This window comes from Roseovarius sp. MMSF_3281, from assembly GCF_030733685.1.
Lineage (GTDB): Bacteria > Pseudomonadota > Alphaproteobacteria > Rhodobacterales > Rhodobacteraceae > Roseovarius.
Genome location: NZ_JASHIM010000008.1, coordinates 53,770 through 69,169 on the forward strand (window position 1 = coordinate 53,770; position 15,400 = coordinate 69,169).

At 65.2% G+C, this 15,400-nt stretch carries 14 protein-coding genes; 9 read left to right on the plus strand and 5 right to left on the minus strand.

Annotation, left to right across the window (positions count from 1 at the left end; all coding sequences use genetic code 11):
* Positions 1-74: 74 nt before the first annotated feature.
* A complete protein-coding gene (locus tag RBB32_RS10130) occupies positions 75-1,703 on the minus strand; it encodes an acyl-CoA dehydrogenase family protein (RefSeq protein WP_306152587.1) in 1,629 nt (542 codons plus the stop codon).
* A gap of 139 nt (positions 1,704-1,842) precedes the next feature.
* On the opposite strand from RBB32_RS10130, the gene RBB32_RS10135 reads away from it, so the two are divergent.
* The 5 genes from RBB32_RS10135 to RBB32_RS10155 all read left to right on the plus strand — a co-directional run bounded on the left by RBB32_RS10135 (position 1,843) and on the right by RBB32_RS10155 (position 7,711).
* Entirely contained in the window at positions 1,843-2,142 is a 300-nt protein-coding gene (locus RBB32_RS10135) for a septum formation initiator family protein (protein WP_306152661.1), read from the plus strand.
* Positions 2,143-2,789: 647 nt separating this feature from the next.
* A complete protein-coding gene (gene cysS / locus RBB32_RS10140; protein WP_306152588.1) occupies positions 2,790-4,223 on the plus strand; it encodes a cysteine--tRNA ligase in 1,434 nt (477 codons plus the stop codon).
* Positions 4,224-4,578: 355 nt separating this feature from the next.
* Complete coding sequence (gene cimA / locus RBB32_RS10145) at positions 4,579-6,198, plus strand: citramalate synthase (protein ID WP_306152589.1); 1,620 nt, start codon at positions 4,579-4,581, stop codon at positions 6,196-6,198.
* Complete coding sequence (locus RBB32_RS10150) at positions 6,195-6,926, plus strand: trans-aconitate 2-methyltransferase (protein WP_306152590.1); 732 nt, start codon at positions 6,195-6,197, stop codon at positions 6,924-6,926. Before cimA ends, RBB32_RS10150 begins: the two co-directional genes overlap by 4 nt.
* A 5-nt stretch (positions 6,927-6,931) precedes the next feature.
* On the plus strand, positions 6,932-7,711 hold the full coding sequence (locus tag RBB32_RS10155; protein ID WP_306152591.1) for a squalene/phytoene synthase family protein: 780 nt from the start codon (positions 6,932-6,934) through the stop codon (positions 7,709-7,711).
* A gap of 112 nt (positions 7,712-7,823) precedes the next feature.
* On the opposite strand, the gene RBB32_RS10160 is transcribed toward RBB32_RS10155, so the two are convergent.
* The 3 genes from RBB32_RS10160 to cobA are packed head-to-tail and all read right to left on the minus strand — an operon-like array spanning position 7,824 to position 11,210.
* A complete protein-coding gene (locus RBB32_RS10160; RefSeq protein ID WP_306152592.1) occupies positions 7,824-9,041 on the minus strand; it encodes an MFS transporter in 1,218 nt (405 codons plus the stop codon).
* A 42-nt stretch (positions 9,042-9,083) separates the two neighbouring features.
* Positions 9,084-10,355, minus strand: a complete 1,272-nt coding sequence (locus RBB32_RS10165) for a cobyrinate a,c-diamide synthase (RefSeq protein ID WP_306152593.1) — start codon at positions 10,353-10,355, stop codon at positions 9,084-9,086.
* 3 nt (positions 10,356-10,358) lie between these two features.
* Complete coding sequence (cobA, locus tag RBB32_RS10170) at positions 10,359-11,210, minus strand: uroporphyrinogen-III C-methyltransferase (RefSeq protein ID WP_306152594.1); 852 nt, start codon at positions 11,208-11,210, stop codon at positions 10,359-10,361.
* A gap of 155 nt (positions 11,211-11,365) precedes the next feature.
* Here cobA and RBB32_RS10175 point away from each other — a divergent pair, with 155 nt between their 5' ends.
* From RBB32_RS10175 to RBB32_RS10190, 4 genes are read left to right on the plus strand one after another with little or no spacing between them, the layout of a single operon-like run.
* The gene (locus tag RBB32_RS10175; RefSeq protein WP_306152595.1) at positions 11,366-12,412 is read left to right on the plus strand and encodes a cobalt-precorrin-5B (C(1))-methyltransferase; all 1,047 of its coding nucleotides are present in this window, start codon (positions 11,366-11,368) and stop codon (positions 12,410-12,412) included.
* Positions 12,409-13,137, plus strand: a complete 729-nt coding sequence (locus RBB32_RS10180; RefSeq protein WP_306152596.1) for a cobalt-precorrin-6A reductase — start codon at positions 12,409-12,411, stop codon at positions 13,135-13,137. Before RBB32_RS10175 ends, RBB32_RS10180 begins: the two co-directional genes overlap by 4 nt.
* On the plus strand, positions 13,134-13,763 hold the full coding sequence (locus RBB32_RS10185) for a DNA-3-methyladenine glycosylase (RefSeq protein WP_306152597.1): 630 nt from the start codon (positions 13,134-13,136) through the stop codon (positions 13,761-13,763). The genes RBB32_RS10180 and RBB32_RS10185 overlap by 4 nt, the downstream gene beginning before the upstream one ends.
* Complete coding sequence (locus RBB32_RS10190) at positions 13,760-14,425, plus strand: alpha/beta hydrolase (RefSeq protein ID WP_306152598.1); 666 nt, start codon at positions 13,760-13,762, stop codon at positions 14,423-14,425. The genes RBB32_RS10185 and RBB32_RS10190 overlap by 4 nt, the downstream gene beginning before the upstream one ends.
* A gap of 92 nt (positions 14,426-14,517) precedes the next feature.
* Here the strand turns inward: RBB32_RS10190 and RBB32_RS10195 are convergent, their stop codons facing one another.
* Positions 14,518-15,390, minus strand: coding sequence for an NAD(P)-dependent oxidoreductase (locus RBB32_RS10195; protein WP_306152599.1), 873 nt, complete (start codon positions 15,388-15,390; stop codon positions 14,518-14,520).
* Between the last annotated feature and the right edge of the window lie 10 nt (positions 15,391-15,400).

Consider the following 15,400-nt stretch of genomic DNA (forward strand, 5'->3'; position numbering starts at 1 on the left):
TCTTCTTTTCACAAGTATCCTGGGGGAGGCGCCCGCAGGGCGTCGGGGGCAAAGCCCCCATATTCCCCCGGCGGTCACCCCGCAGCGCCGATCCGGTCCAGAAGACCCGCGCAATCCACGCCCCTGATCGCCCCCGCCGTGCGCCCTCGCGCGCCCGCAAGCCGGGTGGCGACATAGCCTTCGGCCACGGGCGCGGGCGCATGGCGGATCAGCACCGAGGCGGTCAGCAGCGTGGCAAGGCTTTCGGCGTACCAGCGCGCGGCGCCTTCCTCGGGCAGTTTCGGAAACCGCTCCATATGCGCCTTCAGCGCCGCGTCGTAGCCCCGGTAATGCCCCGAGGCCACGCCCAGTTCCGTGCTCAGCCGCTCACCGGCCAGGGGCTCCCGCCGCAGGGTGCGTAGGATATCAAGGCAGATCACGTTGCCCGAGCCTTCCCAGATCGAGTTGAGCGGCGCTTCACGGTAAAGCAGGGGCAGGGGGGTATCCTCGACATAGCCCATGCCGCCAATGGCCTCCATCGCCTCGTAGACCAGGCCGGGGCAAAGCTTGTTGCCAAGGTATTTCGCCAGCGCCACGGCAAGCCGGGCATAGGCGCGGTCGCCTTCACTGCGCCCGTCAAACGCCTTTGCCACATGCAGGCCAAGCGCCAGCGTGCCTTCCCAATCCAGCGCCAGATCGGCCAGCACGCTTTGCATCAAGGGCTGGTCGATCAGTTGTTTCTGGAAGGTGGTGCGGTGGCTGGCCCAGTGGTGGGCGTGGCCAAGCGCTGCGCGCATCAGCCCGGCCGGGGCCATGGCGGTGTCGAGCCGCGTGTGATGCACCATCTCGATGATCGTTCGGATGCCTGCGCCTTCCTCGCCCAGCCGGTGCGCCACGGCCCCGGCAAATTCGATCTCGGCACTGGCATTGGCGCGATTGCCCAGCTTGTCCTTGAGGCGTTGGATGTGAACTGCGTTCCGCTCCCCCTCCAGCCACCGGGGGGCAAGGAAACAGGTCAGGCCCGCCTCGCACTGCGCCAGTGTCAAAAGCCCGTCCGACATGGGCGCAGAGCAAAACCATTTGTGCCCGGTCAGGCGGTAGGCATCGCCGTCACGCTCGGCCCGGGCGGTGTTGGCCCGCACGTCCGAGCCGCCCTGTTTTTCGGTCATCGCCATGCCCATGGTCGCGCCGGGTTTGCGCGCCAAGGGTCTGGCGCTGCCGTCATAGGCCCGCGCGGTCAGTTTCGGCACCCACTCGGAAAACAACCCTTCGTCGGCGCGCAGGGCCGGGACGGCGGCATAGGTCATGGTCATCGGGCAGCAGACACCGGGTTCCACCTGTGACATCAAATAGACCATGGTGGCATGGGTAGCATGGCCGCCCTTGGCCTCCTCCCACGGCAGGGCGGCATACCCAGCCTTGATCCCTTCGCCCAGAAGCCGGTGATAGGCGGGGTGAAAGCGCACCTCGTCCAGACGCCGCCCCCCGGCATCGAAAAGCAGCGCCTCGGGGGAATGGCGGTTGGCGTCACGCCCTGCCGCGCGTATCTCGGCGGTGCCGATGCGCGCCCCGAACCGGGCCAATGTTTCGCCATCCGCGCCCGCCGCCGCCGCGTGACAGCGCAGGGGGGAATCACCCTTCCAAAGGTCCAGATCGCCCCGGTCGGGTGGCTGGTTGGCGACCTCATGGGTGGTCAGCGCGGCGCGGGGCGGCAGATGTGGCATTGGCGACTCTCCTCTGCCGCGAAATGTAGCTTGCCAAGCGATTGAATGGAAAGGGGGATTCACATTGCGAATCACTTGTGGCATTCTGGGGCCTGACCGCCCGGCAGAGGCGGCGCATAAGGCAGAGACAGGCAAACCGATGACATCCCGCAAGCGGCCCGCTTTGGGCGTATTGATTTATTCCGCCGTGGCCTTTGGGCTTTGTGCCTATTTCACCTTTGCCGCCGTGCAGGGGGACTATGGGTTGTTCCGCCGCGCCGAGATCGACGCCCAGAACCGGGAACTGACCGAACAACTGGCCGGGCTTGAGGCCAAGGTGGCGCGGATGGAGAACCTGACGCATCGTTTGTCGGACAGCTACCTTGATCTGGACCTGTTGGACCAGCAGGCGCGCGATGTGCTGGGCCTGTTGCGCGCCGATGAGATCGTGATCCGGTAGGGTGTAAGGATTTGGCGCTTGGCTCGTGGCGCGGAGCCAAGGCGCGGTACGCGCCGCCGCGCCATCGTCGGGCCGCCCCACCGGCCCGGCGATTGGGTTGCCCAAGGCGCTGTGCGATTCCGTCCCGCGCCAGTGGTTGAGATAAATCGCCCAAAAGCCAGTGTTGGATCGCCGCGCCGCGGCCCGCCGATAGCGCGGCGGCGTTCATGCTCCGTGAGGTTAAAGCGTTTCGCGAAAAATCTGAATCACAGATTTTCGCGAAACGCAGTGCTCCGCTCAATCGTTGCACGCGTTCCGCCTTTCGCCGATGTCTCGGGTTAAAGGCGGAACGCTTTAGTGCTGATTCAGCACCGCAACCATGGTTGCGTAATGGCCCAACCGTTTGTGCATGTCGGCCTGGGCAGTACCTTGGCCAAGGCTGTTGTCATGGCCGCAAGCGCCCCTTTGCGCCCGTGCCAGGGGGCATTGCGCCGCAAGCCCCTTGCGTGGGGCGGCTCACGCGCGTAAGACGTGGGCATGACCAACACCTGCATCATCATTTGCTGCATTCCCTGCTGAGACATCTCAGGCGGGCCGGTCTTCTATTCCATCCATGACATGAAGTTGCTAAAGCCCGCCGCAAGGGAAGCTGCGCGCGCGAGGACCTTATGACGACCATCAAACTGCACAACACCAAGACCCGCAAGAAAGAGGTTTTCACGCCGCTCGATCCGGACAACGTGCGCATGTATGTCTGTGGCCCCACGGTCTATGACCGGGCGCATCTGGGCAATGCGCGGCCGGTGATCGTTTTTGACGTGCTGTTTCGCCTGTTGCGGCATGTTTATGGGCCGGAACATGTGACCTATGTGCGCAATTTCACCGACGTGGATGACAAGATCAACGCGCGGGCGATCGAGACCGTGGGCGAGGGCGGCGATGTGAACGCCGAGATCGCCCGGATCACCGGCATGACCACGCAATGGTTTCTGGACGATATGGGCGCCTTGGGCGCCTTGGAGCCCACGCAGATGCCCCGCGCGACGCAGTATATCGGCCAGATGATCGAGATGATCGGCGGGCTGATTGCCGATGGCCACGCCTATGAGGCCGAGGGGCATGTGTTGTTCTCGGTGGAAAGCTACAAGAACTATGGCGCTTTGTCGGGCCGGTCGGTGGATGACATGATCGCCGGGGCGCGGGTCGAGGTGGCGCCCTACAAGCGCAACCCGATGGATTTCGTCTTGTGGAAACCCTCAAGCGATGACCTGCCGGGCTGGGACAGCCCATGGGGCCGGGGGCGGCCCGGCTGGCATATCGAATGTTCGGCGATGGCGTATGAGTTGCTGGGCGAGAGTTTCGATATTCACGGCGGCGGCAACGACCTGATGTTCCCGCACCATGAAAACGAGATCGCGCAAAGCTGCTGTGCCCATCCCGAGGGCGGGTTCGCGCAGGTCTGGATGCATAACGAGATGTTGCAGGTGGAGGGCAAGAAGATGTCCAAATCCTTGGGCAACTTCTTTACCGTGCATGATTTGCTGGAACAGGGATACCCGGGCGAGGTGATCCGCTTTGTGTTTTTGAGCACGCATTATCGGAAGCCGATGGATTGGACCGAGGCGAAGGCGCGGGAGGCGGAAAAGACGCTGAGGAAGTGGCGGGCAGCAACTCAGGATGCTGAACCTGGACGAGTAAGCGACAAATTCATTTCCACTCTTTCAGACGATCTAAATACTTCTGAGGCATTGTCTGAACTGCATAGGATGTACCGAACACTTCAAAGAGCAGAGAAAGACCCCAAGCAAGATGCTTTTGTTCCCGGTCTCCGTTCTAACCTTTTAGCGTCGGCGCGCTTTTTAGGGTTGCTTGACGCTGAGATGGGCTATTGGGCCGCAGCGCCGGAGGCCGACCTTTCGGGGCTGGAAACTCAACTTTTCCAAGCCCGCCAAACCGCCATTGACACCAAGGATTTTTCCGAAGTGGACCGCCTCAAATCTGCTCTGGTCGAGGCAGGGGTCGAGGTGCGGATGAGCAAGGAGGGGGTTGAGCTAGTCCCCGGTGCAGGGTTCGATCCTGCAAAGCTGGAGGGGCTGGAATGACAACACTCACCAAACGTTCAGCCCGGGCTTGTCCCGGGCAGCGCCCGACCCGCCCCCCCACGGGGCGGGCGCTTTTGGCGAAGGTCGTGATGCCGCCGCGCGCTAGGGTCTTTCATGCACTGTCCCAAGCTGCTCAGAGCCGCCCCGCGCGGGTCGGGCGCTACCCGGGACAAGCATCTGTAGCCTCTGGTCTCGCACATGCCCTCCCAGGGTCGGGCGCGTTCCTTGTTGCGTCGGTCCGCGCAGGGTTGGGAGCGGTTGGAGGCGTGCGCGCCAAGCTGCGCTGTCGGAGTGAGGGGCCAGCCCCTCACGCTCCCCGGGATATTTTTGAAAAGAAGAAAGCAGGGGGTCTGTGATGGGTAAGGAAAGGCTTTACCTTTACGACACCACCCTGCGCGATGGGCAGCAGACGCAGGGCGTGCAGTTTTCCACCGCCGAAAAGCAGCAGATCGCCGCGACTCTGGATGCGCTGGGCGTGGATTATATCGAGGGCGGCTGGCCCGGGGCGAACCCCACCGACAGTGCTTTTTTCGATGCAGCGCCCGAGACCCGCGCCAAGATGACCGCCTTTGGCATGACCAAGCGCGCGGGCCGGTCGGCGGAGAATGACGATGTTTTGGCTGCCGTGCTGAATGCCGGGACGGGGTCGGTCTGTATTGTCGGCAAGAGCCATGATTTTCATGTCAAAACTGCGCTGGGCATAAGCCTTGAGGAAAACACTGCCAATATCGCCCAATCGATCAGCCATATCGTGGGGCAGGGGCGCGAGGCGCTGTTCGATGCCGAGCATTTCTTTGACGGGTATAAATCCAACCCGGACTATGCGGTGGCCTGTTGTCTGGCCGCGCTGGAGGGCGGCGCGCGCTGGATCGTGCTGTGCGATACCAATGGCGGGACGCTGCCGCAGGAGATTGGCGCGATCACCAGCGCGGTGATCAAGGCGGGGATTCCCGGTGATCGGCTGGGTATTCACACCCATAACGACACGGAAAACGCCGTGGCGGGCAGCCTTGCGGCGGTGGAGGCGGGCGCGCGGCAGGTGCAGGGCACGCTGAATGGGCTTGGCGAGCGTTGTGGCAATGCCAACCTGACGACGCTTATCCCGACGCTGATGCTGAAGGAGCCCTTTGCCAGCCGGTTCGAGATCGGTGTCACGCCCGAGGCCTTGAAAACCCTGACGCAGGCCAGCCGGTTGCTGGATGAAATCCTCAACCGGGTGCCGGTGAAGCAGGCGGCCTATGTGGGGGCCTCGGCCTTTGCGCATAAGGCGGGGCTGCATGCCTCGGCTATCCTCAAGGATCCCACGACCTATGAGCATATCGACCCAGAGGTGGTGGGCAATGCGCGCATTATCCCGATGTCGAACCAGGCCGGGCAATCGAACCTGCGCCGCCGCTTGGCCGAGGCCGGGATCGAGGTGCCCAAGGACGACCCGGCGCTGCCGCGTATCCTTGACGAGATCAAGGCGCGCGAGACCCGCGGTTATACCTATGACAGCGCGCAGGCGAGCTTCGAATTGCTGGCGCGGCGGGAACTGGGGCAGTTGCCGCAGTTCTTCGAGGTCAAGCGCTACAAGGTGACCGTGGAGCGGCGCAAGAACAAGTACGACCGCATGGTCAGCCTGTCGGAGGCCGTGGTGGTGGTGAAGGTCGATGGCGAAAAGAAGCTGTCGGTCAGCGAGTCGATGGACGAGGCGGGCAATGACCGTGGCCCGGTGAACGCGCTGGCCAAGGCGCTGGCCAAGGACCTGGGCCGCTACCAGGGCGCGATCGACGATATGCGGCTGGTGGATTTCAAGGTGCGCATCACCCAGGGCGGCACCGAGGCGGTGACGCGGGTTATCATTGACAGTGAGGACGGGCAGGGGCGGCGGTGGTCGACCGTGGGGGTTTCGGCCAACATAGTCGATGCCAGTTTCGAGGCGCTTTTGGATGCGATCACGTGGAAACTGGCCCGCGACGGGGGGCAGATATGACCCTTGCCGACGAAGAGGCCTTTTTGACCGTCCACGCGGATATCCCGCGGCAGGGGCCGGGGATGCCCGAGGATGTGCATTGGGCCCTGGATGGGCTGGAGGTGGGCCGCGAGGCGCGCATATTGGATGCCGGTTGCGGGCCCGGGGCCGATCTGGAAACGCTGGCCGAGGCGCGGCCCATGGCGCGGATCGAAGGGATCGAGCAAATCCCCCATCTGGCCGATGAGGCGCGCGAGCGGTTGCGGCATTTCACCAATGTCCAGGTGATGACCGGCGACATGGGGGCGCTGAGCGGCTTTTACGATTTCATCTGGTCGGCGGGGGCGATCTATTTCCTTGGCGTGACCGAGGGGTTGACGCTGTGGCGGCAATCGCTGGCGCTGGGCGGTGCGATTGCCTTTTCCGAACCGGTTTTGGAGCCGGGCGCGCCACAAGCGGCCAAGGATTTCTGGGCCGACTACCCGCAGATCACCGATTACGCGGGGTTGCAGGCGCGGGTCGAGGCCGCCGGATTCGACGTGGTGGATCACCGGGCGCTGAGCACCGCCGCCTGGGCCGCCTATTACATGCCGCTGGCGGCACGGGTGGCACGCCTGCGGGCCGGGGCCGACGCGGCGCTGGAACCGGCGCTGGCCGAGGCGGAGCGCGAGATTTCGCTTTGGCGGGCGGCGCCGGAGCATGTGCGATACGAATTGATGCTGGTCCGGCCCGGCACGGGGCCTAGCTGACCCTCATGGAGTTTGACGCCGATCTGACCGCCTGTGCGCAGCTTGTGGAAGCAGGCGACCCCGAGCGTTTTGCCGCCGTGATGGCCGCCCCCGTGGCGGCGCGCGGCAAGCTTTTCCCGCTCTATGCCTTCAATATCGAGGTTTCGCGCGCCCCTTGGGTGACGCAGGAGCCGATGATCGCGGAGATGCGCCTGCAATGGTGGCGCGATGCGCTGGAGGAAATCCGCGAGCGGGGCGTTGTACGGCGGCACGACGTGGTGAGCCCCTTGGCGCATATCCTGAGCCCGGAGGATACCGAGCGGCTGGATGACCTGATCCTTGCCCGGCGCTGGGATATCGAGCGCGAACCCTTCGAGGACATGGCGGCCTTCCGGCGGCATATCCGGGACACCTCGGGCGGGCTTTTGGCTGTGGCGGGGCAGGTTCTGGACCGCGCTGCGCCGGTGGAGGTTCTGGAAAAGGCGGGCTATGCGCTGGGGCTGGCCAATTGGCTGCGCGCGGTGCCCGCGCTTGAGGCGGCGGGGCGTATTCCGCTGGTCGAGGGGACGCAGGATGCGCTGCGCGGTTTGGCGCAGGAGGGGCTTGAGGCCCTGGCCGAGGCGCGGCGCGGTCGGGGCGATATGCCCAAGGCCGCGCGCCCGGCGCTTTTGCCGGTGGCGCAGGCCGAAACGGTCTTGCGCCGGGCCGTCGCGGTGCCGGGGCGTGTGGCCGACGGCGCGCTTGATCCGGCCCCGATCGCGCGGCGCATGGCCTTGACCCGCGCCGCGGTTTTCGGCCGCTGGTAAAAGGACGCGCCTGCGGCGCGGCAGGCTTGAGCGCGCTGATGCGCACCGTTTGAGGGGCTTTGCCCCTCGGCCTGCGGCCTCACCCCAGGATACTTTCAAAAAGAAGAAGGGGTCAGGCGTCGTCGGGGCGCAGCATGAGCCAGAGAAGGGCACCGCCCGCGAGGGCGAGGAAGGGCACCATGGCGAGGTTGACCGACATCCAGCCATCCTGCGCGTTGCCGCCCGAGCAGTTCATCAGCCCGCCCGAGGCCAGCGAGGCCATGGTGACGCCGCCGAAGACCAGAACGTCGTTGAGGCCCTGCATGCGGCCGCGTTCATGGGCCTCATGCGCGCCGGCAAGCATGCTGGTGGCGCCGATGAAGCCGAAGTTCCAGCCGAGGCCCAGCAGGATGAGGGCGATGAAGAAGTTTTCGATGGCGACGCCTTGCAGGGCGACCGCGCCCGCGGCGGCGAGGATCACGAGGCCTGTGCCGACGATCTTTTCCACCCCGAATCGGGCGATGAGGTGGCCGGTGAAGAAGGACGGCGCGAACATGGCCAGCACGTGGCCGGTGACGATATCGGCGGCGTTGCCTTCGGTGAACCCGCAGCCGATCACGGCCAGCGGTGTCGAGGTCATCACCAGGTTCATCAATGCGTAGGAGACCATGGCGCAGATCACCGCCACGGCGATGCGCGGGGTGGTGATGAGTTCCCACCGGGAGCGGCCCTTGGGGGCGTCCTCGGAGGGGACGGGCGGTTTCGGGATGTCGAGGAAGACAAAGAGCAGCGCGCCCACGAGGTTGAGGACCACGACGGCAAGGTAGGTGCCCATGAAGGGAATCACCATGGCCTGCGACGTGACCTTGACCAGTTGCGGGCCCAGCACCGCGCTGGCCAGCCCGCCGGCCATGACATAGGAGATCGCCTTGGGGCGGAATTCGTCCGAGGCGGTATCGGCGGCGGCGAAGCGATAGAAGCCTTGCGCCGACATGTAGATACCGGTGATCAGGCTGCCCAGCAGGAAGACCGGGAAAGAGGCAAGGTAAAGCCCGTAGGCCCCGATGGCGGCCCCCAAAGCCCCGGCGCCTGCGCCGACGAAGAATCCGGCCTTGCGGCCCGCGCGCTGCATGAACCACGACAGCGGGTTGGCCGCCAGCATGGAGCCCAGAACAATGAGCGAAATCGGCAGCGTGGCAAAGCATATATTGGAGGCCAGCGTTTGGCCCGCCAGCCCGCCCACCACGAAAATCATCGCCATCTGCGCGCCAAGGAAGGCCTGCGCGAGGGTCAGAACGGTGACATTGCGCTTGGCGCGGCTGTCGTCGGGGAGGGCGGTTGTCTCGGTCATGGGGGCAGGCTTACTCCGACTGAACCGGATGGTCCAGATGGATCATTCCCCCCGGTCGATGATATGCGCGAAAGAGCCGTGCACCTGGCCCTGGGCAAGGCCCATCGGGCCAAGCTCTGTGCCCATGGCATCGCGGGCATGAAAGAGGGCTTCCCCCTCGGCGCGCAGGGTGGAGGCATAGTGGAACTCATGCCCGGCATGGCTGCCGGGGAAGGCACCGCGCAGGGCGTGGAGGCTGCGGTATCCAAGGTGCAGCTTGCGCTGGGCGAAGGAGGTTTCGAGCCGCAGGAGGCCTGCCATTTCGTGCCGTGTGCCCGCGGCGTCGATGAGCCCGTCGCCCAGCACCATGTAGCCGCCGCATTCGCCATAGGTGGGCGTGGTTTGCGCGGCCTTGCGCAGCGAGGGCAGGAAGTTTTGCGTCGCCGCGATCCGTGCGGCGTGCAGTTCGGGGTAGCCGCCGGGCAGGAAGATGAAATCGGCCTGCGGCACCGGGTCGTCGCCCAGCGGTGAGAAGAAGGTAAGCTCGGCCCCCGCCTGCCGCCAATCGTTCAGCATATGCGGATAGCAAAAGCCAAAGGCGCGATCCTGCGCCACCGCGATACGCTGCGCGGGGGGCGGCATCGGGGCGGGTTTGCCCGCTGGTACGTCTTGTTGCGCGGCGAGATGCAGCAGCGCCTGCATATCAAGATGTTCGGCCATGGTATCGGCGGCGGTTTCAAGGAACTGTTCAAGATCGGGGCGTTCCTCGGCCTGTTCCAACCCAAGGTGCCGCGAGGGGTGTGACAGGGCGCTATTGCGTGGCACCGCGCCATAAACCGGCGTGTCGGGCAGGGCACGGCGCAGCATTTTTTCATGCCGGGGGGAGCCGACATTGTTGAGGATCACCCCCGCCACCCGCACCTGTGGGTCCAGCGTGGCAAACCCGTGGGCCAGGGCCGCGACCGAACCTGCCATGCGCGCGCAGTCGACGATCAGAACCACCGGCAGGCCAAGCAGGCGCGCCAGGTCGGCGGAGGAACCTTTGCCATCGGGCGGCGCGCCGTCGAAAAGCCCCATGGCCCCTTCGATCACGAGGGTTTCCCCCGGATCATGCGCCGCGAGGTCGCGAAAGCGGTCGGGCGTCATCGCCCAAGCGTCGAGGTTCACGCAGTCCCGCCCCGAGGCGGCGGCGTGAAACCGGGGGTCGATGTAATCGGGGCCGGACTTGGCGGAACGGATCGCCACGCCTTGCCGCGCGGCGGCGCGCAGGAACCCCAAGGTGACCGTGGTCTTGCCACTGCCCGAGGCAGGGGCGGCAAAGATCAGCCCGCCCAAGGCTCAGGCGCTTTCGGCCGGACGCCCCCGGCCCAGCGGGTCAAGGTTGCGCGGGGCCTCGCCCGCGATCATGCCTTGCCAGTCCAGCACCTGCCGCATCAGGACCGAGCGGCCGACACAAAGGATCGCCGGTGGCTCAAGCCCGCTTTGGCCGATGTCATGGGCCATGGTGCCAAGGGTGGTTTCCAGAACCTGCTGTGCGCCGGTGGTGGCCGAGCAGACGACGGCGCAGGGTTCGGACGCGGGGCGCCCGGCATCCAGCAGCGCGCCCGCGATGCGCTCGACATGTTTCATGCCCATGTAGATCACGATCACCTGGCTGCCCCTGGCGATCGAGGCCCAATCCAGCGACGAGGGCGTTTCGCCCGATTGGTCATGGCCGGTGACGAAAGTCACCGATTGGTTCACGTCGCGATGGGTGACCGGGATACCGGCATAGGCCAGCCCGCCGATGCCGGCGCTGATGCCGGGGATGATGCGGACCGGCACGGAATGTTGCACAAGCGTCTGCGCCTCTTCCCCGCCACGGCCGAAAACGAAGGGGTCGCCGCCCTTGAGGCGCAGCACCCGCTTGCCTTCGCCCGCCAGATCGACCAGCCGGAGCGAGATATCGCGCTGATTGGCCGAGGGTTTGCCGCCGCGCTTGCCCGCATAGATATGCTCGGCCTGCGGGGCCCAGTCCAGAATGGCCTCTTGCACAAGCGCGTCATAGATCACCACGTCCGCCTGCCGCAGCGCATTGACCGCATGCAGCGTCAAAAGCCCCGGGTCGCCGGGGCCAGCACCGCACAGCCAGACCCAGCCGGGCAGCAGTTCGGGCCAATGGCCCGAGGGAAGAGGGAGCGAGTCGGTCATATGTTCCTTTATGCCCCGGTTGCGCGGTGTGGAAAAGGCCGGGGACGACGGATTGCCCCGGTATTTGCGGCGTGTCCCCTGTGTGTTCCCGGCAAGGCATCTGGGCAATTTGCCGATTGGCCTTGGTCCTTGCCACTTCTATAGTTCGGCGCGAGATGGCCCGCAAACCCGATACCCCCCTGCGCCGTGGCTGGACCACGGGTGCCTGTGCCACCGCCGCCACGCGCGCGGCGCTTTTGGGGCTGTGGGGGCAGGGGCGGCCCAGCGAGGTGCAGGTCACCCTGCCGAAGGGGGAAACGCCCGTGTTCGAGGTGGCGCATTGGGATGAGGGCGCGGGCTGGTGCGAGGCCGGGATCATCAAGGATGCGGGCGACGACCCGGATGTCACCCACGGCGCGCTTGTGACGGCACGTGTGTCCGCCTCGGAAAGCGGTGTGCGGTTCAGGGCGGGCCGGGGCGTGGGGCAGGTGACCATGCCGGGGCTGCCCATCCCGCCCGGCGAGCCCGCGATCAACCCGGTGCCGCGCCAGATGATGAAAGGCGTGGTGCATGACCTGGCGCAGGAGCTGGGACAGGCGGGCGATGTGGTGATCGAGGTATCCATTCCCAATGGCGCGGCGCTGGCGCGGGAAACGTGGAACCCGCGCCTTGGCATCAAGGGCGGTTTGTCGATCCTTGGCACCACCGGCATCGTGCGGCCCTTTTCCTGTGCCGCATGGATCGCCTCGATTCATCGCGGCATCGACGTGGCCTGCGCGCAAGGCCTGCCGCATGTGGCAGGCTGCACCGGTGCCACCAGCGAAAAGACCGTGCAGGCGCTTTACGATCTGCCGGATCACGCCATGCTGGACATGGGGGATTTCGTGGGCGGGTTGCTCAAGTACCTGGCCAAGCACCCGGTGCCGCGTATGACCATCGGCGGCGGGATCGGCAAGATGACCAAGCTGGCCCAAGGGGCGCGGGATCTGCACTCGGGGCGAAGCCAGGTAGATTTCGATGCGCTGGCGGCTGTGCTTGGAAATTCCGAGCTGAAGTACATGAATACTGCTTTGCAAGCCTATGAAATAGCTGGGGAAACCATGGCGCAATGGGTGGCTGAAACGACCCTGGAACAGGTGCGCACCATGCTGCCCGACGAGGTGCAGGCCGATACCGTGGTGATCGACCGCGAGGGGCGCATCATCGCCCGGGCAGGCGCATGACGCTGTTGTTGCTGGCAGGCACGGGGGAGGCACAGGCCATCGCCAAGGCGCTTGCCCTGCAGGGCGCTGATGCTGTCGCCTCGCTGGCCGGGGCGACGCGGATGCCGCGCGCAATGGCCCTGCCCACCCGCCACGGTGGATTCGGCGGTGCCGAGGGGTTTCGCGACTATCTGGAGGAGGCCGGGATCAGTGCCGTTCTGGACGCCACGCACCCCTTCGCCCATGATATATCCATGCGCAGTGCCGCGATTTGTGCCGAAAGGAATATCCCTTATTGTCAGGTTCTCAGGCCGGAATGGGTGCCCGAGGCCGGGGACGATTGGACCTTCTTGACCCAAGAAGAGGACGCGGCCCGGCATATCGCGCCGGGGGCGACGGTGTTTCTGGCCACCGGGCGGCAGACGCTTCACCGCTTTGCCAACCTGTCGGCCTGCCGGTTGATCTGTCGCCAGATCGATCCGCCGGACCGGGTTTTCCCGTTTCCCAACGGTGAATTTCTGCTGGGCCGTCCACCGTTCCCGGTGGAGAGGGAAGAGGCGCTTTTCAAGCGTCTGGGGGTTGATTGGCTGATCGTGAAAAATGCCGGCGGCGAGGCGCCGCGCTCAAAGCTCATCGCGGCGCGGCAGCTTGGGATCAAGGTGGCGATGATCAACCGCCCCCCACAGCCCGAGGCCCCCAAAGTGGCAACGGTAGAGCAAGCCATGGCTTGGATCGGGGCATTATGAGTGAAAGAATAATCCATACAGATCAAGATGTTGAAGAGGGTATTTCACATCTCACCTTAACCTGTCCGCGCATGGCGTATGCCCAGGGCCTGACCGGCCCCTTGCCCCTGCGCCGCCGCCCTGACGGGTTTTCGCAACTCCTGAGCGCGATTGTCAGCCAACAGGTCAGCGTCGCCGCCGCGCGCGCCATCTGGGCCAAGATGCAGGCGGCCCGCCTGACCGGCCCTCGCAAGGTGAAATGGGCCAGCGAAGACGACTTGCGCGCCGCCGGTCTGAGCCGTCAGAAGGTGCGCTATGCCAAGGCGCTGGCCGAGGCGCGGATCGACTATGGGGCGCTGCGCGAGGCCCCCACCGACGAGGTTGTCAAAACCCTGACCCAAGTGCCCGGTATCGGCGTCTGGACCGCCGAGATTTACGCGATGTTCAGCCTTGGCCGCGCCGATGTCTTCGCCCCCGGCGATCTGGCCCTGCAAGAGGCCGCGCGCCTGCTTTACGACCTGCCCGAGCGCCCAAGGGAACACGAGTTGCGCCAGATGGCCACGGCCTGGAGCCCGTGGAGATCGGTTGCGGCCCGGCAACTCTGGGCCTACTACCATGTGGCAAAGGACAGGGAAGGGATCAGATGACACGCGTACTTCAATCGGGGCGCAAGGGCCCGCATTCCGGCGAAACTCGCTCGATCGTGGTGTTCCTGCATGGCTATGGGGCCAATGGGGCGGACCTTCTGGGGCTGGCCGATGTTCTGGGCGAACATTTGCCCGACACGCTGTTCGTGGCCCCCGACGCGCCCGAGGAAATCCCGATGATGCCCGGCGGCTACCAGTGGTTCCCGATTCCGTGGATCGACGGATCGAGCGAGGAGGAATCCGAGCGCGGCATGATGGCCGCCGTGGATGACCTCAACGCCTATCTTGACGCGCTGATGGTGGATGAAGACGTGTTGCCCGAACAGGTGGTTCTGTTCGGCTTTTCCCAGGGCACGATGATGGCCCTGCACGTCGCTCCGCGCCGCGAGGACGAGGTGGCGGGGATCGTTGCCTTTTCCGGGCGGCTGTTGCGGCCTGAGCTTTTGAAGGACGAGTTGCAGTGCCGCCCGCCGGTCCTTTTGGTGCATGGCGATGCCGATGACGTGGTGCCGCCACAATCCCTGCCCGAGGCGGCGGAGGCCCTGCAAGAGGCGGGCTGGCAGGATGTTTATGCCCATGTGATGAAAGGCACCGCCCACGGCATCGCGCCCGATGGGTTGCAAGTGGCGCTGGCCTTCATGCGCGACAAGCTGGGCCTTTGAGAAAAAAGCGCGCGGTGCCAATGGCATAGCGCGCGCGCTTCAAGTTCTTTCGGGCGTTCATGCGCGACGAAGGCCGCAAGGCCCGAGACGCGTTAGCCCAGTTTGCGCAGACGTTTGAACAGGCTCGAGGTATCCCAGCGCCCGCCGCCCATTTTCTGCACGTCCTTGTAATACTGGTCCACTAGCGCGGTGACGGGCAGCGACGCGCCGTTTTCATTCCCCGTGGCAAGGCAAATGCCCAGATCCTTGCGCATCCAGTCCACCGCGAACCCATGCTCGAATTCATCGTCCAGCATGGTTTCATAGCGGTTGGCCATCTGCCAGCTTCCGGCGGCGCCCTGGCTGATCACCTCGACCACGGCGCGGCCGTCAAGGCCGGATTTTTCCGCGAAATGCAGCGCCTCGGAGAGGCCTTGAACCACGCCGGCAATCGCGATCTGATTGCACATCTTGGTCATCTGGCCCGCGCCCGACTCGCCGATGCGGCGGCAAAGCTTGGCGTAGATGTCCATCACCGGCAGGGCGGCGTCAAAGGCGCCTTGGTCGCCGCCGCACATGATCGACAATTGCCCGTTCTCGGCCCCCGCCTGACCGCCCGAAATCGGCGCATCGACGAAACTGAGGCCCGCATCCTTGGCGGCGGCATACATTTCTTCGGTGACCTTGGCCGAAACGGTGGTGTGATCGACGAAAACCGCGCCCTTGGACATCCCGCCAAAGGCCCCGTCCTTGCCGGTGCAGACGCTGCGCAGGTCATCGTCGTTGCCGACGCAGGCCATCACGAATTCCGCACCCTCGGCGGCCTCGCGCGGGGTGGGGGCCATGCGCCCGCCGTGCTCTTTCACCCATGCTTCGGCCTTGGCCGTGGTGCGGTTGTAAACGCAGACGTCGTGCCCCGCCGCTTGCAGGTGTCCCGCCATCGGATAGCCCATCATGCCAAGGCCAAGGAATGCCAGTTTTGCCATTGTCTTTCCC